Here is an 18,072-nt window from a genome sequence, read left to right on the forward strand (position 1 = left end):
GCTACGGTCAGTAGGTGGCTAAGACAGTAAAACGCACAGGCGCGGCTCCTGAAACCCTCGGCGCGGTTCAGGAAGTCCAGACGACAGACCCGGCAGAACCCCGGATCGGCCGTATCCCGATCCTCGATCTGTCCCCTCAGTTAAACGACGACCTCTGGCCCGCGAAGGCGTTCGTGGGCGAAGCGGTTCCGTTCGCCGCGACCGCGTTCAGGGAGGGACACGACCTCATCGGCGTCATGCTGCTGCTGACCGCTCCCGATGGAACCGAGTCGCAGCATCCGATGTCCCTGAACTCCCCCGGCACCGACCGCTGGGAGACGCTCGTCACCCTCGGAACCCAGGGCCGCTGGACCTACCGCGTGCGCGCCTACGCCGACGACTGGGCCACCTGGCGGCACAACGCCTCGCTGAAGATCCCCGCCGAGGTCGATGTGGAACTCATGTTCCTGATCGGCTCTGAGCTGCTCATCCGAGAGAGCGCCGTCAAGACCCGCCCTCTGAACGAGCGGCGCACGTTCACCGCGGCCGCGAAGTCCCTCGTCGACCCGGCCAAGTCCGTCGCCGCCCGCTTCGATGTGCTCAGCAGCCCGAAGCTGGCTGCCGCGGCCGCCGTGCGCCCGATGGCTAGCCTCGAATCCGTCTCGGAATCCCGGACCGTGCTGGTCGAACGCACCCGGGCCGGCGTCGGCTCCTGGTACGAGTTCTTCCCTCGGTCGGAGGGCGCCGTGAAGCGCGCCGACGGCTCCTGGCAGAGCGGCACCTTCCGCACCGCGGCTAACCGGCTTCCGGCCGTCGCCGCGATGGGCTTCAACGTGCTCTACCTGCCGCCGATCCACCCGATCGGCCTGGCTTTTCGCAAGGGACCCAACAACACCCTCAACGCCGGACCGAACGACCCCGGCTCGCCCTGGGCGATCGGGTCGGCGGACGGCGGCCACGACGCCATCCACCCGGACCTCGGCACCGTCGCCGACTTCCAGTTCTTTCTTGCGGTCGCTCGCGAGAACGGCCTCGAGGTCGCGCTCGACCTGGCCCTGCAGGCGTCGCCCGACCACCCCTGGGTCACCGAGCACCCGGAGTGGTTCACCACGCTGCCCGACGGGTCCATCGCCTACGCCGAGAACCCGCCGAAGAAGTATCAGGACATCTACCCGGTCAACTTCGACAACGACCCTCTGGGTATCCGCGCCGAGGTGCTGCGGATCGTGCGGTACTGGATCGGAGTGGGCGTCAATATCTTCCGGGTCGACAACCCGCACACGAAGCCGCTCGATTTCTGGGAGTGGCTGATTTTCGAGATCAACGCCGAATTCCCCGATGTCTTCTTCCTCGCCGAGGCCTTCACCCGGCCGGCCCTGCTGCAGGGCCTGGGCAAGGTGGGGTTCCAGCAGTCGTACACCTACTTCACCTGGCGCAACACGAAGCAGGAACTTGCGGAATTCTTCGATGGCCTCGCCCACGAGACCGCCGACTTCCTGCGACCGAACCTGTTCGTGAACACTCCCGACATCCTCTCCGAGTATCTGCAGTTCGGCGGCCCGGCGGCGTTCAAGATCCGGGCGGCCCTCGCGGCCACCGCGGCGCCGACCTGGGGCGTGTACACGGGCTTCGACCTGTTTGAGTGCGTGGCCCGGCCCGGCGCCGAGGAGAACATCGACAACGAGAAGTACCAGTACCGGCCGCGTGACTTCGCGGGCGCCGAAGCGGCCGGCGCGTCCCTGGCGCCCTACCTCACCCTCCTCAACCGCATCCGCGCCGAGCACCCGGCCCTCGGACAGCTGCGCAACCTCGATCTCCACGAGAGCGAAGACGAGGGGATCCTCGTCTACAGCAAATTCCTCGACGCGCCGTTCACAGGCAGCGGGCACTCGGACGCGTTGATCATCGTCGCCAACGTCGACCCCCACTCCGTGCGCCAAACCGTCGTGCACCTCGACGTCGCCCGGTTCGGTCTGCCGTACGGCTCCGTGTTCGAGGTCGAGGACCTGATCACCGGTGCCATCTGGACCTGGTCGGCCGACAACTTCGTGCGCCTCAACGCATTCACCGAACCGGTGCACATCCTGCACGTGAAAGGACCAGCTCAATGAAGCACGCACAGGGAGGTCCGGCGGCCAAAAGGGCCGCAGACAAGAAGACCGCTGACAAGAAGACCCTGGACAAGGCGGGCGCCGCCCAGCCTCAGGGAACCGTCAAGGCGAGCGTGCCGAAGCCTGCCGGAGCGCTGCACTCCCCCGCGCCGTTCGAGCTGCCGGTCATCGCCGACCACGTCCTCCAGGCCGTCTCCACCGGCAGCTACTACAACCCGCACGAGGTCCTCGGCCAGCACCTGATCGAGCAGGCCGGTATCGCGGACCCGCTCACCGTCATCCGTGCCCTCCGCCCGCTCGCGACCGAGGTCTTCGCCGTGCTGCCCACGGGCGCGCATGTGGAGCTGGCTCACCTGGGCCACGGTATCTGGCAGGGCGTGAGCACTCTCGGCCTTCAGGACTACCTGCTGGAGGCCCGCTACAGCGACGCCCCCACCTGGATCGTCGATGACCCCTATCGCTACCTGCCCACCCTCGGCGAACTCGACCTGCACCTTCTCGGCGAGGGTCGACACGAACGCCTGTGGGATGTTCTCGGCGCCCACTACCGGCCGAACGCGGGCCCGCTCGGCACCACGTCTGGCACATCCTTCGCCGTGTGGGCCCCGCATGCCCGAGCCGTCCGCGTGATCGGCGACTTCAACGCCTGGACCGGCACGCTGCACGCCATGCGCAACATGGGCAGCACCGGGGTCTGGGAGTTGTTCGTGCCCGGGCTGACCGCCGGCTCCAACTACAAGTTCGAGCTGATGACCCGCTCGGGCGACTGGGTGCGTAAGGCCGACCCGATGGCCCGCTACACCGAGATCCCGCCCAAGACGGCCTCCATCATCGGTGAGACCAGCTACGAGTGGGCGGATGCCCGCTGGCTCACCGACCGTTCGGCCACCGACCCCCACAACCGGGCCATGAGCATCTACGAGATGCACGTCGGGTCGTGGCGTCCGGGGCTGAGCTACCGCGACCTCGCCGACCAGCTGATCGACTATCTGAACGAACTGGCGTTCACGCACGTGGAGTTCATGCCGCTCACCGAGCATCCGTTCGGCGGCTCGTGGGGCTACCAGGTCACCGGCTACTACGCGCCGACGAGCCGGTTCGGCCACCCCGACGACCTGCGCTACCTGATCGACCGGCTGCACCAGGCCGGCATCGGCGTCTTGATGGACTGGGTGCCCGGGCACTTCCCGAAGGACGACTTTGCGCTGGCCCGCTTCGACGGCGAAGCGCTGTATGAGCATCCCGACCCTCGCCGCGGCGAGCAGATGGACTGGGGCACCTACGTCTTCGACTTCGGCCAGAAGCAGGTTCGCAACTTTCTGGTCGCGAACGCCCTCTACTGGCTCGAGGAGTTCCACATCGACGGGCTGCGGGTCGACGCCGTGGCCTCGATGCTCTACCTGGACTACTCCCGCGAAGACGGTCAGTGGGAGCCGAACATCCACGGCGGCAACGAGAACCTCGAGGCGATCAGCCTGTTGCAGGAGATCACGGCCACCGCCTACAAGCGCAATCCCGGAGCGGTCATGATCGCCGAGGAGTCCACTAACTGGGGTGGGGTCACGGCGCAGACCAGTGCCGGTGGTCTCGGGTTCGGTTTCAAATGGAACATGGGCTGGATGCACGACACGCTGGAGTACATGCAGGTCGACCCGATGTACCGGGCGCACCACCACAACCAGATCACGTTCTCATTCGTCTACGCGTTCAGCGAGAATTTCCTGTTGCCGATCAGCCACGACGAGGTCGTGCACGGCAAGGGCTCGCTGGTCGCGAAGATGCCCGGTGACTCCTGGCAGCAGCTCGCCAACGTGCGCGCTTACCTCGCCTTCATGTGGGCGCACCCCGGCAAGCAACTTCTGTTCATGGGCCAGGAATTCGGGCAGCGCTCCGAGTGGAGCGAAGAGCGCGGCCTGGACTGGTGGACCCTCGACCAGCCGGCTCACCGCGGCCTGTTCACGCTTGTCGGTCAACTGAACCGGGTGTACCGGTCGAACCCGAGCCTTTGGGCTAAGGACAACGACCCGAGCGGCTTCGAGCTGCTCGAGGGCGGCGCGGCCGCCCAGAACGTGGTCTCGTTCCTGCGCTGGGACACCGACGGCAACCCCATTGCCTGCCTGTTCAACTTCTCCGGGGCGCCGCACAACGGTTACCAGGTCGGCCTGCCGTTCGCCGGGGTGTGGGAGGAGATTCTGAACACGGATGCCGCGGACTTCGGCGGCTCCGGGGTCGGAAACCTGGGTGCCGTGACCGCGCTCGACGTGCCGTGGGCCGGACGCCCGGCATCCGCTGTGGTGACCCTGCCCCCGCTGGCCGGTCTCTGGCTGCGCCTGCAACGCTGACCCGCTTCGCCCCAGTTCGCGAGAGCGCGGAAATGGCCCCGTCAAAACGCCGACGGGGTCTTTTTTTTGCCACTTCGGACGCGTGGGCCTGAGCGACTCCATTCCAAACGAATTCGACGGAGATTTTGCCGAAATCAGCGCTAGACACCACTAAAAAGCGGTTCTAGACCAAAATCTCCGTCGAATTGGTTCGACGCCGTCGTCTAGTACAGCAGCGCGGTGAGGCGGGAGCGGGTGGGCGGCACCCGCGGGTCGTCTTGGCCGATGACCTCGAACATCTCCAGGATGCGCTCGCGGATCAGGTTGCGGCCGGCCGGCTCCTGCGCGGGAAAGAGGGCGAGCAGCCGATCGAAGGCATCCTCGATGTGACCGCCGGAGAGGTCGAGGTCGGCGACCGCGAGCTGCGTTAGCAGGTCGTCGGGCGCGGCCGCGGCGGCTGAGCGGATCTCGGCCATGGTCTTGCCGTGCAACCGGGCCAGGAGGCTCACCTGGGCCAGGCCGGCGACGGCCATCTGGTCCCGGGGGTCCCGTGCCAGCGCGGTCTTGTAGAGAGCGATCGCCGCGTCATAGTCTCCGCGGTCGATGGCGTCGTAGGCCTCTTGGTGCAGCGGCGGCAGCTCGGGTTCTCCGGAGGCCGGCGCCTCCGCTTCGGCGTTGCCGGAGGCCTCCGGGGCGGCGGCCATGGCGGTGACGCCGTGCTGCGCCGCGAGCTCGAAGACCCGGTGCAGAACCTCGCGCACCTGGCCCTCAGGCAGTGCGCCACTGAACAGCTGCACCGGCTGACCGCCGATCACGGCGGCCACGGTCGGGATCGATTGCGCCTGGAAGGCCTGGGTGAGCTGCGGGTTCGAGTCCACGTCGACCTTGGCCAGCACGAACTGGCCGGCGTATTCCAGGACGAGCTTTTCCAGGATCGGCGTGAGCTGCTTGCACGGCTCACACCATTCGGCCCAGAGGTCCACGATGACCGGAACACTCATCGAGAGTTCCAGTATTTCGCCGAAATTCGAATCCGTGCCCTCGAGCACGAGGCTGGGTACCGCGACCGGACCCGCCGCGGGTGTACCGGGCACGCCCGGCGCCGGCGGTGCGCCCGGCGCCGGCGGTGCGCCCGCGGCCGGCGCCGGTGGACGGTTCACCAGCGTAGACAGGTCGACGGCTCCGCGCAGGTTCATGCCGGACAGGGACGGGGGGACAACACTCATGGAAGCTCCGTTGATGAGATCAGACCCTGGGAGAAACCAAGGAAGACGATTTTTTCGTTCGAACCGGCGGCCGGAACATGGAACAGGAGCTGGTCGCCGTAGGTGCTGGTGATGCCCTTGGCCGTGGCGGTGATGCCGGAGAGGGCCTTGCTGGCACCCTCGGGGCTCACGGTCGCGCCGGCATCCACCGGTTTCACCGTCTCGGTCTCGGTCAGGCTCACGGCGACGATACTGCCGGAGTCGTTGGTCGCCAATGCCACGGTGCGCCCGGTGCCGGCGGCCGCACCGAATTCGATCGACGCCGTCGAGGGCAGGCCGGCCTGGCGTGAGGTCTTCAGTTCGGTGACCTGGGTGCGGAAGCTGTCGCCCTCCGCCTCGAACAGGGCGTAGGAGGGGCTGGCCTCCCCCAGCTGGAGCACGTCGGCGTAGGCCGCGGCGACCTGGTCGGGTGAGAGCAGGAGGAACGTGGAGTCGGGTGCAATGATCGGGGCGCCGATGGTCGCCGGGGCGACCTTGGGAACCGTGGCGGCCGCTTCAAGCTGAATCATGTATTCGACCAGGTAGTCGGCCCGCGGCGACTCCTGTCGCAGCACGAGGGCCGTCGGCGCGGCGGCAGTGTCAGCCTCGTCCTGGAGGACCGTCATGACGACGCGCGGCCAGGTGGAGGACTGCTGCGGCAGCGTGAGCCGGAGGGGTGACGTGGGCAGCGCCGGCAGCGCGGCGATGGCCGGGTCGGCCCCCCGGATCTTGTAGTTCGCCAGTCGCTTCTCCAGTGCCGGGCCGGTGAACCGGGTGGCGAGGATGTCGGCGTTGAGGTTCGCATCGGCATCCGCGGTCAGCGAGGCGATATCGGCCACGATGCGTTCGAGCTGCGGCACCGTCACGGCGGGCGGCGGCACGTCCTGGGCCGGGCCGGCGGTGTCGGTCGGAGTCGGCGTCCCGCTGGTGGCTGCGTCGGGAGCGGACGTGGCCGGCCAGAAATCGGCCGAGCAACCGCTGAGCACCAAACCGCTGACCAGGATCAGGGGCATGGCGACCATGGACCGAGCGATTGACTTACCGGATCCGTTGATCTGGCTCGGCTTGATGGCCTTCGGACGGGGCACGCGCGGGAGCCGGGGCATCCGTGGCCCGCGGGGCAGATTGCGGCGGGGACCGCGGGAGCGGCGCAGGTGCAGGAGCGCCAGGAGGTAGATGATCAAGCCGATTAGGCCGACGGCCGCGCCGCCGACGATCAGCGGGCCTGCCCAGGGTGTGGAGTTGTCGGTGGGCCAGGACAGGCTGACATCTGTGGGCGCGGAGGCCGTGCCGTCGGAGGCCACGATCAGGGAGATGCCGTCGGGAACCTTGAGAGTGGTGGTCAGCGTGTTCTCAGCCGTGAACTCCTGCAGCCACAGGTCGGAGCCCTCCGGGTTGGTGACCGTCTCCGACTCAGCCGCGGAGTCCGCTGGCGCCGCAGAGCCGGACTCAGACTCGGCGGCCGATTCGGCCTCCGTAGCCGGATCGATGAGTGTGCTGCTGAGGGCGACCGTGTCCTTGTCCTTGCGGATGTCGACGTACGGTTCGTCTCCGAGCCACGCCTTGACGTCGTCGGTGCGCCCGTAGGCCAGGAAAACCGTGTCGGAACCGCTGACTGTGATCGTCTGGCTTCCCGGCACGGCGTTGAGAGCACTGGGCTCGACCACCGCGAAGCGGGCGTCCTCCACGGATGCGCTCAGGCTCACCGAGGCCGGATCGAGAAAAATGGTCCGCTGGGCGATGCCGAGCACAATCATTGCCGCAGCAAGGACGAATGCCACTATGGCAAGAACAAAACGCACGTCAACCCTCCTGTGTCGCCGGCCGCTCATCGCGCACACGGGCACGTTGGACCCGGATGCGGGCCCGATCAGCAACAGACAGGACGTCTTACGATACTGGTTGCCCCTGAGAGGCACCTAATAATCCCTCGGGTTGGGACGCGCCAGTGCCTCCTGAACAGACTAAAATTGTGGAGGCTTCCTTCGTCAGTCCGTAAACGGGGGTCAGAGGCCCATTTTGAGGAGACAGCGTGGCGAACGACGAAGCAGACTTCACCCAGGTATTCCGCGGCTACGACCGCGACGAAGTCGACAAGACCATCCAGGGACTGCGCCGCGACCTGATTCAGGCGAATACCCAGGGCACCGAGGCGAAGAAGGAAATCAAACGTCTCACCACCCAGATCGACGATCTGAACGCGGAAATCGAAGAGGTCGGCAGCCCCACGTTCTCCGGCCTCGGCACCAAGCTCGAGAACACCCTGCGCGTGGCGGAAGAGCAGTCGACGAGGGTGATCGCCCAGGCGGACATCGACGCCGAACGGCTACGCGCCTCCGCAGCAAGCGAAGTGCAGACCCTGCTCCGCGAGGGCAAGGAGCAGGCCGAACGGGCACTGTCGGATGCCGCGGTCAAGGCCGGCCGCATCCTCAATGATGCCGTCGCTGAAGCCGACGACTTACTCGCCCGGGCCCACGAGGACTCCACCACGCTCACCCAGGACGCCGTGCACGAAGCGGCGGCCATCCGCGGAGCGGTGGCCACCGAGGCCGCCGAGCTGCGCGCAACCGTGAAGCGGGAAGTCGCCGCGATCCGCTCGGAAGCGGAGCGCGAGGCCGCCGAGGTTCGCGTGGTGGCCCAGCGGGAGGCGACCGAGGCCCGCGAGGTCGCGGCCGGGCTCACGAGCGAGACCGAGTTGACCCGCTCCGAAGTCGCCCACGAACTCGACCAGCAACGCGCCGACCTGGCCCGGGAAACCGAACAGGCTCGCATCGACCTCGCCGCCGAGACGGAACAGCACCGCATAGACCTCGCCCGGGAAACCGAACAGGCTCGCATCGAACTCGCCCACGAGACCGAGCAGGCCCGCAACCTTCTCGCAATCGAGATCGAGCAGGCGAAAACCGACATCGAACGGGAGACGCTGCAGCAGCGCGCCGATTTGTCCGTTGAAAGCGAGCAGGCCCAGACCGACCTAGCCCGCGACCTCGAACGCCAGCGCGCCGACCTCAGCCGCGAGGTCGACAAGGCGCGCGTGGGCCTCGCGGCCGAGATCGAACAGTCACACGCCGACCTCGGTCGGGACAATGAGCAGACCCGCGCCGACTTCACCGCCGAAAGCGAGCAGCTGCGCATCGACCTGGAGAACCATCTAACGGCCACCCGCAAGCGGGGAGAGCACGAAGCCGCCAAGCTCAAGCGCGAGATCGATCAGACCAGGGCCGACCTCGACGTCGAGCTGAAGGCCCGGCGGGACGAAGCGGAGCAGGGCCAGCTGCAGCGCCACCAGGAGGCGGTGGCCCAGACGCAGAAGTTCGTCGCGGATGCCACCAAGCAGCTTGCCGAGACCAACCGGCGCACGGTCGAACTGCGCGCATTGAACGACCAGCTGGACGCCTCCGCCCGCGACGAGGTCAGGGCATCGAAGAAGGTTGCCGAGGAGTCGGCGGAACGTCTGGTGCGGGACGCCGAGACGCGGGCCGCCGCGCTGGCGACCGATGCCGAACTGCGCACGCGCGTGCTTGTGGCAGACGCGGAGGAGCGTCTGTCCCAGATTAGGATTGAGCGTGACGCCGTGGCCGGCTACTTCGAGAGCCTGCGCGGTCTGCTCACACAGGCGGAAAAGGTCGCCGCCAGCGACGACGACGAGCGCTGACACCAGCCGAGGGAATATCAGTGAAGATCCAGAATGCTTTTCGCGTCGGACTGATCGGCACCCTGGGCGTCGGCGTCGGCCTGCTCATCATCACGTCGGTGATCACTCTGCAAACGATCATCACCTACATCGGTGCGGCACTGTTCCTCGCGCTCGGGCTCGACCCGGCCATCTCCTGGCTGGAGAAGAAGAGGTTTCCCCGCTGGGCAGCCATGCTCACGGTGCTTGTTGCCGTGATCGGGGTTCTGACCGGAGTGATCTTCGCCGTCGTGCCGATCATCGTCAACCAGGTCTCCAACCTCTCCAAGGCCATCCCGGACCTGGTCACGTCGATCAACACCTCCACCTTTCTCGCCGATGTACAGAGGCAGTTTCCGGCTCTCCCGCTGTCGAAAATCACAGAGTCGGTCACCGATTTCGTCGGCGGCAACATCACCAACATCACGAGCACGATCATCCAGTCCGGCCTCGCCATCGTCAGCGGACTTTTCGGCGCCCTGATCATCCTGATCCTCACGCTGTACTTCACGGCATCGCTGAACAGCATCAAGCAGGCCGTATACCAGCTGGTACCAGCCTCGAAGCGGGCTCGGTTCGCCGATCTCAGCGAGCAGATCACGACATCCGTCGGCCGATTCGTGATCGGCCAGGGAGCCCTGGCGCTCTGCAACGGCGTGCTCAGCTTCACCTTCCTGTCGATCATCGGCGCGCCGTTCCCGGCGCTGCTCGCGCTGATCGCGTTCCTGTTCTCGCTGATCCCCCTCGTGGGCACGATCTCCGGGTCGATCATCATCGTGCTGACCTGCCTGATCCCCGGAATCGGCAGCTCGACGTTCACAGCGTTGGTCGCCGCGATCTACTACCTGATCTACATGCAGGTAGAGGCCTACCTGCTCAGCCCCAACATCATGAACCGGGCCGTGTCCGTTCCCGGCGCCGTCGTTGTGGTCGCCGCTCTCGCGGGCGGCAGTCTGCTCGGCATCCTCGGCGCGCTGATTGCCATCCCCGTCGCCGCGGCAACCATCATGATCATCAAGCAGGTCGTGATCCCCCGACAGAACAAACTCTAGGCCGATCGGGTACTAGGCCGACGCAGTCCACTCCGTGGGCAGAGGCGCGGCGGCCGGGTTGACCACGGCGACGATCTCGTCGAGTACGCGGCGGGTGGCACTCTCCCCCACCCACAGGTGCTTCCCGCCCTCCACGGCGATGAGCCGGGTGTCCGGCACGCTCGCGAAGCGTTCCCGGGCCTCCTCGGGGCGGAGATAGTCGTCGAACTCGGGGATGACGGCCACCAGCCGCGCGTCCCGGCCGGTCCAGGCGGCCAGCTCGGCGTCAGAGGCCCGGTGCAGTGGCGGAGACAAGAGGATGGCACCCCGGATCGGGTGCTCCAGGCCGTACTTGATTGCAAGCTCCGTGCCGAACGACCAGCCGAGCAGCCAGGGATCGGGCAGCCCGCGCTCGGCGACGAACGCCATCGCGGCGGCAACGTCGAGGCGCTCATCGACGCCGCCGCCGAAGCTGCCGCCACTCGTGCCGCGCGGCGAGGTCGTGCCGCGAGTGTTGAAGCGCAGCACCGCCAGGTCGGCCAAGGCCGGCAGCCGCCCGGCCGCCTTGCGCAGGATGTGCGAGTCCATGAAGCCGCCGTGGGTGGGCAGCGGATGCAGCGTCACCAGCGTCGCCACCGGTGCCCGGCTCACGGGCGTGGCCAGTTCGCCGACCAAGGTCAGGCCGTCCGCGGTGTGCAGCTCGATCTGCTCGCGCACGGCCGGTAGCTCGACGCCGCCGCGAATTTCCACACTCGAAGTCATGGTTTCTCCCCTGGTGCCGCTTGGGCGGTTATTTGATCTTCCAGCAGTGCGAGTGCCAGTGGCGCCTCGCGGCAAGGTCGGATGCCTCACCCATGACGCCGTCGCCGCGCCAGGCGACCACGTGCGCGGTGCCGGGCGCAACCTCGCGGTGGCAACCGGGGCACACGTACGATTTCACGGCTTGCGGCCCCGGTACGGGTTGCACCGTCCAGAGGCCGTCGCGGCGGGTTTCCGTGCGTCGCCAGCCGGCGCGCATCCGCTCAAGGCCGTCATCAGCGGCTCCCGGACTGGGCTTGCGGCCACGGGGTCGGTTGCTGCGGGCCATTGAGCCAGTCTACGTGCGAGCCTGGAAGCACAAGGAGCGCTAGTACCAGCCGACGTCGCCGGAGTGCGCCCAGGCGCCGCAGGGGGTGCCGTAGCGGCCCGAGATGTAGCCGAGGCCCCACTGGATCTGGGTCGCGGGGTTGGTCGCCCAGTCGTCGCCGGCGGTGGCCATCTTGGAGCCCGGCAGTGACTGCGGGATTCCGTAGGCACCGCTGGAGCTGTTCTCCGCATTGACGCGCCAGCCGGACTCCTTGTTCCAGAGCGACACGAGACAGTTGAACTGATCGTCGCCCCAGCCGCGGGCGGCCACCGCATCAGCGGCGATCGCCTGCGCCGAACCGGGGTCAGGAACGGCCGCCGATGGAGCCGAACTCGACGCGGACTTGGACGCGACGGGAGCGGCGACGGGAACGGGAACGGGTTTCTCGGTGACGGTGAAACTGTCACGCGTGAAGATGTTCGAGGCTGCCGCAGCGACCTGGATCTCCTGGGCTGCCTCACCGTTGAACCGGTCGCCGGCAACCTGGAAGTAGGGTGACGCCGTCGCGCCGGAATACGGGTCGACGATAGAGACGAGCACGAACGCCGCTGCGGCGGTGAAGGCGAAGAGGGGGACGCGCCCGCGCGAGCGGGACCTTCTCATTCTCACCTTGAAGGGCCTGCCGGCGTGTTCGGATGCAATGATGTTCAAATGTCTACCCACGATTTGCCGATCCTATCGGAAATCCGACATAACAGCCAGATAACGGTGCCGATTGACCTCGACACGGCGCGCGGCGCAACTCAACGGACGGCCAGGATCACATCGACGACGCTGTCCAGCACAACGTCGACCTGGGCTTCCCGGTAACCGCCGCGCTGGGGCCGGAACACGGCGCAGCGCACATCTTCCACCGTTATGGGGAGCCCGTCTTCGAAGTACCGGACGAGCTTGTGGGAGAACCGGTCGACATCCGCCCGGCTGTAGCCGACGCTGAGAACGCTCACCCGGTGGAAGCGGTGTCCGTCCTTCCGGCTGAGCCGGTTCACGAGCACCTGAGCGAGGTCATGCACCTCAGCGAGCCACGCCTCGGTGCCCTGCGCCTGCGCCGCACGGTCCCGGTCGCGCGTCGCGAAGGCGTCTTCGAGACGCTCGAGGGCCGCATCCACGTGCGCAGGCGAATATCCGCCCTTGTGCATGCTGAACGCAGTGTGACGGATGTCCTCGGCGGTCAACTCGACGCTGTCGTCGGTGGCGTCATACGCTTTTCGGGCGACAGCGAGGAACTCCTCCACCTGCGGAGCGCTGTAGCCGAGCGTCTTCTTGCCGGTCCGAGGGAAGGTGGAGGTCACCGGAACATTCTGCCTCACTGCCGCGCGCCTGACTAAACCGAGGCCGCTAAGCGAAAATCAGGTAGAGGGCGTACGCGGCTGCGGCCGACGGCAGGATCGAATCCAACCGGTCGAGGAGACCGCCGTGACCAGGCAGCCAGGAACTCATGTCCTTGATGCCGAGGTCACGCTTGATCAGGGATTCGGCCAGGTCGCCGAAGGTCGCGCTGAACAAGATGACCACACCGAAGACGAGGCCGAACCACCAGGGCTGGTCGAGCATGAACACTGCGAGCAGCACGCCGATCCCGATACAGGCGACGCCGGCGCCAGCGAACCCTTCCCAGGTCTTCTTCGGGCTGATTGAGGGGACCATGCGGTGCTTGCCGAAGCTGAGGCCGGCGGCGTACGCCGCGGTGTCGGCTGAGATGACCAGCAGCAGGAAGGCGAGGGTCCACCACTGCCCGTCGGGCTGGGCGACCAGGAGCACAGAAAAGCTGCCGAGAAAGACGACGTAGGCCTGGATCAGGAAGCCACCACCGATGTCGCCGAGCACCTCCCGGGAGGGAGCGCGGTGGGCGCGCCGGACGAGAAAAGCCAGCCGCCACAGGGCGATCAACCCAATGCCGGCGAGCGTACCCAGCCACTGGCCCGCCGCGCCGAGGTAGAACGCGGCAGGCACGACACCCACGGATGCCAGGACGACCGGTACGCGCGGCACGTTACGTCCGGCGAGACGGAGAGCCTGAGCGAGCTCGAAGGCCGTGAAGCCCACGAACGCGATCGCGCAGACCATGAACAGGTCTTTGATGAAGATGAGGCTGAACAGCATGAACAAGCCAAGCGCGAGCCCGATCAGGGTTGCCAGGATCAGGTTGCGCCCGGTGCGCGCCTGGATACGTTCCTGAGTCGCATCCAGCTGCGCCCGGGTCGCCAGCATTTGACGTTCGAGATCGGCCTTCTTCGACTGCATCTGGGCCCTGAACTCGGCGCGACTGACACCATGCTCGCGCTTGGCGCGCAGCCCTTCGCGTTCTCCGGAATCGCCTGATTCGTCCGTCATGAGGCTGGATCGTCCTTAGATCTCGAGGAGTTCTGCTTCTTTGCGCTTGAGGGCGTCGTCGATGGCATCCACGTGGGTCTTGGTGATGTGTTCGAGTTCTTTCTCGCCGCGGGCCACGTCGTCGTCTCCCACTTCACTCTTGAGGGCGTCGAGGTCGTCCTTGGCCTTGCGGCGCAGGTTGCGCACCGACACCTTGGCATCTTCGGCCTTGGTGCGCACGATCTTGACGTATTCCTTGCGGCGGTCCGCGGTCAGCTCCGGCAGCGTGGCCCGGATGACGTTGCCGTCGTTTCCGAGGTTGGCGCCCAAGTTCGGAGTGTCGCGAATGGCCTGCTCAATGTCTCGCAGGGCGCCCTTGTCGTACGGCCCGATCAGGAGCGTGCGGGCCTCCTGGTTCTGCAGCGAGGCGAGCTGTTCCAGTGGCGTCGGTGTGCCGTAGTAGTTCACCAGGATCTTGGCGAACATCTGCGGGTTCGCACGACCGGTTCTCACGGTCGCGAAGTCGTCTTTGGCAGCTTCCACGGCCTTGTGCATGCGGGCGGTGGCGTCGGACAGAACATCCGTGATCACGATGACTCCTTCTTCGATGGCGTTGTCAAGCTTAGTTGGAGACAAGGGTTCCCAGATCGGCGCCGAGAATGGCAGCCGTCACGTTGCCGTGCGGGGCCATGCCGAACACCTGCATGGGCATTCCGTTGTCCATGCAGAGGCTGAAGGCCGTCGAGTCGACGACCTTGAGGCCGCGCTGCAGGGCCTCCTGGTAGGTGATGTGGTCGATCTTGTGCGCGTCCGGGTTGGTGCGCGGGTCGTCGGAGTAAATCCCGTCGACGCCGTTCTTGGCGACGAGCACGATGTCCGCATCGATTTCCAGGGCACGCTGGGCCGCAACCGTATCGGTGGAGAAATAGGGCAGCCCGGCGCCCGCGCCGAAGATGACCACGCGGCCCTTTTCGAGGTGGCGTTCCGCGCGACGAGGGATGTACGGCTCGGCGACCTGGGTCATCGCGATCGCGGACTGCACCCGTGTCTCGGATCCGGCCTGCTCGAGGAAGTCCTGGAGGGCAAGGGCGTTCATCACGGTGCCGAGCATGCCCATGTAGTCGGCACGGCCGCGGTCCATTCCACGCTGGGACAATTCGGCGCCGCGGAAGAAGTTGCCGCCGCCGACGACGATGGCGATTTCCACCGTCTTGGCCGCCTCGGCGATCTCGCGGGCGAGGGCGCTGATGACGTCGGGATTGACGCCCAGGCTGCCTGCCCCGAAGGCTTCGCCGGAAAGTTTGAGGAGGACCCTGCGCTTCTTGACCGTGTCTGACATTCTGTGCGCTTCTTCCCTCGTGATGCTCTGTGCCGTGCTGTGCCGTGCAGTGTTGCGTTGGGTTGGGTTGTGTTGTGTTGGGTTGTGTTGTGTTGTGTTGGGTTGTGTTGCGCCGTGCCGTGCCGTGTTCCGGCGGTGTTCTAAAACTACTGGGTGGGCTGGTGGGTGCCCACACACAGAAGGAGACCGGATTGCGACTGCAACCCGATCTCCTTCACTACGATCAAACGACCGGTTACGCGCCGACCTTGAATCGGGCGAAGCCCGAGACGGTCAGTCCGGCGTCAGCCAGGACCTTGCTGACGGACAGCTTGTTGTCCTTGGCATAATCCTGTTCGAGGAGTGCAACCTGCTTGAAGTACGCGGTGACGCGACCCTCGACAATCTTGGGCAGTGCAGCCTCCGGCTTGCCCTCGTTCTTCGAGATCTCGGTGACGATCCGGCGTTCGGCCTCAACGAGGTCGGAGGGAACGTCTTCGCGAGCGAGGTACTCAGGGTTCGCGAAGGAGATGTGCTGAGCCACGCTGCGCGCGGTCTCCGCGTCACCTCCGGAGTAACCCAGAACAACGCCGACCTGCGGGGGCAGGTCCTTGCTGGTCTTGTGCAGGTAGATCGCGAACTTCTCACCCGCGACGGATGCGACGCGGCGAAGTTCGAACTTCTCGCCAATGATCGCGGCCTCGCCGTCGATGAGCTGGCCGACGGTCTGACCGTCGACCGGAGCGGCCAGGCCTTCCTCGACCGTGGTGGCCGCGGCAGCGGCGACCGCGTCCAAGACCTTCTCGGCTAGTGCAACGAACTTATCGCCCTTGGCGACGAAGTCGGTCTCGCAGGCGAGTTCGATCAGGGTGGCGGTGTTGCCGATTTCCTTGGCAGCGACGAGTCCCTCGGAGGTGGAACGATCGGCGCGTTTGGCGTTACCCTTCGCACCCTTCATTCGAAGGATTTCGACGGCCTTTTCCATGTCGCCTTCGGCTTCAACGAGGGCGTTCTTGGTGTCGACCATGCCGGTACCGAGGCGCTCGCGCAGCGCTTTGACGTCTGCGAGGCTGATGCTTGCCATGCTTGGTCCTTACTTGGTTTCTTCGGCGGGAGCGTCGGCTGCAACAACGGCTGCGGCTTCGGCTTCTGCGGCTGGGGCTGCGGCGGCTTCCTCGTCGGCAACCGGCGCGGCCACGACGGCCTCTGCGGTCTCGTCGGAGACGGCGACGGCTTCGTCAGCTGCCGGGGCGTTCTCGGCAGGAGCGGCCAGGAGTTCGGCTTCCCACGCGGCGAGAGGCTCGATTTCAGCCTCCGGCTTGGCGTGGCGCTGGATGAGGCCCTCGGCCGCAGCGTCCGCGATGATGCGGGTCAGCAGGCCGACGGAACGAATGGCGTCGTCGTTGCCCGGGATCGGGTACTGGACGTCGTCCGGGTCGCAGTTGGTGTCGAGGATCGCGATGACGGGGATGCCGAGCTTGCGGGCTTCGTCAATGGCGAGGTGCTCCTTGTTGGTGTCCACAACCCACAGCGCCGACGGCGTCTTCGTGAGGTTGCGGATGCCGCCGAGGCTCTTGTGCAGCTTGACGAGCTCGCGCTTCTTGATGAGCATTTCCTTCTTCGTGAAACCGCTCTTGGCGGTGTCCTCGAAGTCGAGCTCTTCAAGCTCTTTCATGCGGGCCAGACGCTTGGAAACGGTCTGGAAGTTGGTGAGGAGGCCGCCGAGCCAGCGCTGGTTGACGTAGGGCTGGCCCACGCGGATGGCCTGTTCGGCGATCGATTCCTGCGCCTGCTTCTTCGTTCCGACGAAGAGGATGGTGCCGCCGTGGGCAACCGTCTCCTTGACGAAGTCGTAGGCCTTGTCGACAAACCCGAGCGACTGCTGCAGGTCGATGATGTAGATGCCGGAGCGCTCCGTGAAGATGAAGCGCTTCATCTTCGGGTTCCAACGGCGGGTCTGGTGCCCGAAGTGCACGCCGCTGTCGAGCAGCTGGCGGATGGTTACGACGGCCATGAGCCGTTCTCCTTGTCCGGCGCGCGCTGCGATGCAGACGAACGCCAATCGGTTTGTGTCGTGATCGGATGATCACCACTCCTGGTGCCCGGCACAGAACCGCCTCGCATCTGAAAGAAACGAGGACCGAGTGGGTCTGGAGGCCGAGTGGGCACGCGTAGTCAGCACGCAAGCGCTGCTCCTCAAAGGTTAGCACCCACGGGGGTGCCCCGTGCGCGCGCCGGCACGTGCGGGCGTCCCTCCCCAGGCGGGGTGGTACGGGATCCGGTCACGGATACCGCCCTCGCCGGTTTAGGGCGGGACGGAGGCCGCACGGTGGTGGCATGAATGCCTTCCGTCTGCTCATCGCGGCCGCGCTGCTGCCGCTGTCCTGCCTGTCCATGGTGCGGAGCGACGCGGCGGGTGTGACATTACCCGGGGCGGCGTCGGTCACGGAGACATCCGCGGAGACGGCCACCTCCGGCACCTGGCACTGGCCGCTGGCTCCGCCGCATCCGTTGCTCCGGGGTTTCCTGGCGCCGGCCACCCAGTATGCGCCGGGCCATCGAGGTCTGGACCTGTCGGCCGAGGACGGCCGGGAGGTGGTTGCACCGGCCGAGGGTGTCGTCTCGTTCGCCGGGGTCGTGGTCGACCGCCCCGTACTCTCGATCGAACATGCCGACGGCCTGGTATCCAGCATCGAGCCGGTGTCGGCCAGTGTCGCGGTCGGTGACCGGGTCGCGGCAGGGCAGCCCGTCGGCCAGGTTGCCGACGGCGGGCACTGCGCTGGGCAGTGCCTGCATCTTGGCGCCCGGTTGAACGGTGGCTATGTGTCACCACTGCTGTATCTGGTCGGAGTTCCTCGCGCGGTGCTGCTGCCAGCACTGCTCCTGAGAGGAGACAGCTGAGGGGCCGGCAGCCGCGAGGTAGTCGCGGAGCAGTCCCGGAACCCGTCGCCGGGGA

At 66.5% G+C, this 18,072-nt stretch carries 16 protein-coding genes; 5 read left to right on the forward strand and 11 right to left on the reverse strand.

The window, feature by feature from the left end:
* Window positions 1-14: 14 nt before the first annotated feature.
* Together E3N86_RS13290 and glgB are read left to right on the forward strand one after the other, a co-directional pair.
* Window positions 15-2,090, forward strand: a complete 2,076-nt coding sequence (locus E3N86_RS13290) for a maltotransferase domain-containing protein (RefSeq protein ID WP_174721917.1) — start codon at window positions 15-17, stop codon at window positions 2,088-2,090.
* Complete coding sequence (glgB, locus tag E3N86_RS13295) at window positions 2,087-4,432, forward strand: 1,4-alpha-glucan branching protein GlgB (RefSeq protein ID WP_134512123.1); 2,346 nt, start codon at window positions 2,087-2,089, stop codon at window positions 4,430-4,432. Before E3N86_RS13290 ends, glgB begins: the two co-directional genes overlap by 4 nt.
* 203 nt (window positions 4,433-4,635) lie before the next feature.
* On the opposite strand, the gene E3N86_RS13300 is transcribed toward glgB, so the two are convergent.
* Entirely contained in the window at window positions 4,636-5,637 is a 1,002-nt protein-coding gene (locus tag E3N86_RS13300) for a tetratricopeptide repeat protein (RefSeq protein WP_134512124.1), read from the reverse strand.
* Window positions 5,634-7,436: a hypothetical protein gene (locus E3N86_RS13305; protein WP_174721916.1), complete on the reverse strand. Its 1,803-nt coding sequence runs from the start codon at window positions 7,434-7,436 to the stop codon at window positions 5,634-5,636. The genes E3N86_RS13300 and E3N86_RS13305 overlap by 4 nt, the downstream gene beginning before the upstream one ends.
* Window positions 7,437-7,687: 251 nt before the next feature.
* Between E3N86_RS13305 and E3N86_RS13310 the strand changes: the two genes are divergently transcribed.
* Together E3N86_RS13310 and E3N86_RS13315 are read left to right on the forward strand one after the other, a co-directional pair.
* Window positions 7,688-9,310: a hypothetical protein gene (locus E3N86_RS13310; RefSeq protein ID WP_134374252.1), complete on the forward strand. Its 1,623-nt coding sequence runs from the start codon at window positions 7,688-7,690 to the stop codon at window positions 9,308-9,310.
* Between the two features lie 20 nt (window positions 9,311-9,330).
* Window positions 9,331-10,380 carry an AI-2E family transporter gene (locus tag E3N86_RS13315; RefSeq protein WP_104103192.1) on the forward strand — a complete coding sequence of 350 codons (1,050 nt, stop codon included), beginning with the start codon at window positions 9,331-9,333 and terminating at the stop codon, window positions 10,378-10,380.
* A 12-nt stretch (window positions 10,381-10,392) separates the two neighbouring features.
* Here E3N86_RS13315 and E3N86_RS13320 read toward each other — a convergent pair whose 3' ends face one another.
* The 9 genes from E3N86_RS13320 to rpsB form a co-directional block, all read right to left on the reverse strand.
* A complete protein-coding gene (locus E3N86_RS13320) occupies window positions 10,393-11,121 on the reverse strand; it encodes an alpha/beta hydrolase (protein WP_104103189.1) in 729 nt (242 codons plus the stop codon).
* Window positions 11,122-11,149: 28 nt separating this feature from the next.
* Window positions 11,150-11,446, reverse strand: coding sequence for a hypothetical protein (locus tag E3N86_RS13325; protein WP_134374254.1), 297 nt, complete (start codon window positions 11,444-11,446; stop codon window positions 11,150-11,152).
* A 39-nt stretch (window positions 11,447-11,485) separates the two neighbouring features.
* Window positions 11,486-12,088: a lytic transglycosylase domain-containing protein gene (locus tag E3N86_RS13330; RefSeq protein WP_134512126.1), complete on the reverse strand. Its 603-nt coding sequence runs from the start codon at window positions 12,086-12,088 to the stop codon at window positions 11,486-11,488.
* A 140-nt stretch (window positions 12,089-12,228) separates the two neighbouring features.
* On the reverse strand, window positions 12,229-12,777 hold the full coding sequence (locus E3N86_RS13335) for a DivIVA domain-containing protein (RefSeq protein WP_134374258.1): 549 nt from the start codon (window positions 12,775-12,777) through the stop codon (window positions 12,229-12,231).
* Window positions 12,778-12,823: 46 nt separating this feature from the next.
* Entirely contained in the window at window positions 12,824-13,819 is a 996-nt protein-coding gene (locus E3N86_RS13340; protein ID WP_233194174.1) for a phosphatidate cytidylyltransferase, read from the reverse strand.
* A gap of 15 nt (window positions 13,820-13,834) precedes the next feature.
* A complete protein-coding gene (gene frr / locus E3N86_RS13345; protein WP_104103176.1) occupies window positions 13,835-14,389 on the reverse strand; it encodes a ribosome recycling factor in 555 nt (184 codons plus the stop codon).
* A 31-nt stretch (window positions 14,390-14,420) separates the two neighbouring features.
* On the reverse strand, window positions 14,421-15,137 hold the full coding sequence (gene pyrH / locus E3N86_RS13350; RefSeq protein ID WP_104103173.1) for a UMP kinase: 717 nt from the start codon (window positions 15,135-15,137) through the stop codon (window positions 14,421-14,423).
* A gap of 235 nt (window positions 15,138-15,372) precedes the next feature.
* On the reverse strand, window positions 15,373-16,200 hold the full coding sequence (tsf, locus tag E3N86_RS13355) for a translation elongation factor Ts (protein ID WP_134343040.1): 828 nt from the start codon (window positions 16,198-16,200) through the stop codon (window positions 15,373-15,375).
* Window positions 16,201-16,209: 9 nt separating this feature from the next.
* Window positions 16,210-17,130, reverse strand: coding sequence for a 30S ribosomal protein S2 (rpsB, locus tag E3N86_RS13360; protein WP_104103167.1), 921 nt, complete (start codon window positions 17,128-17,130; stop codon window positions 16,210-16,212).
* Between the two features lie 323 nt (window positions 17,131-17,453).
* Between rpsB and E3N86_RS13365 the strand changes: the two genes are divergently transcribed.
* Complete coding sequence (locus E3N86_RS13365; RefSeq protein WP_134512127.1) at window positions 17,454-18,017, forward strand: M23 family metallopeptidase; 564 nt, start codon at window positions 17,454-17,456, stop codon at window positions 18,015-18,017.
* Window positions 18,018-18,072: the final 55 nt, after the last annotated feature.

The sequence above is a fragment of the Cryobacterium sp. Hz7 genome (assembly GCF_004402815.1).
Classification (GTDB): Bacteria; Actinomycetota; Actinomycetes; order Actinomycetales; family Microbacteriaceae; genus Cryobacterium; species Cryobacterium sandaracinum.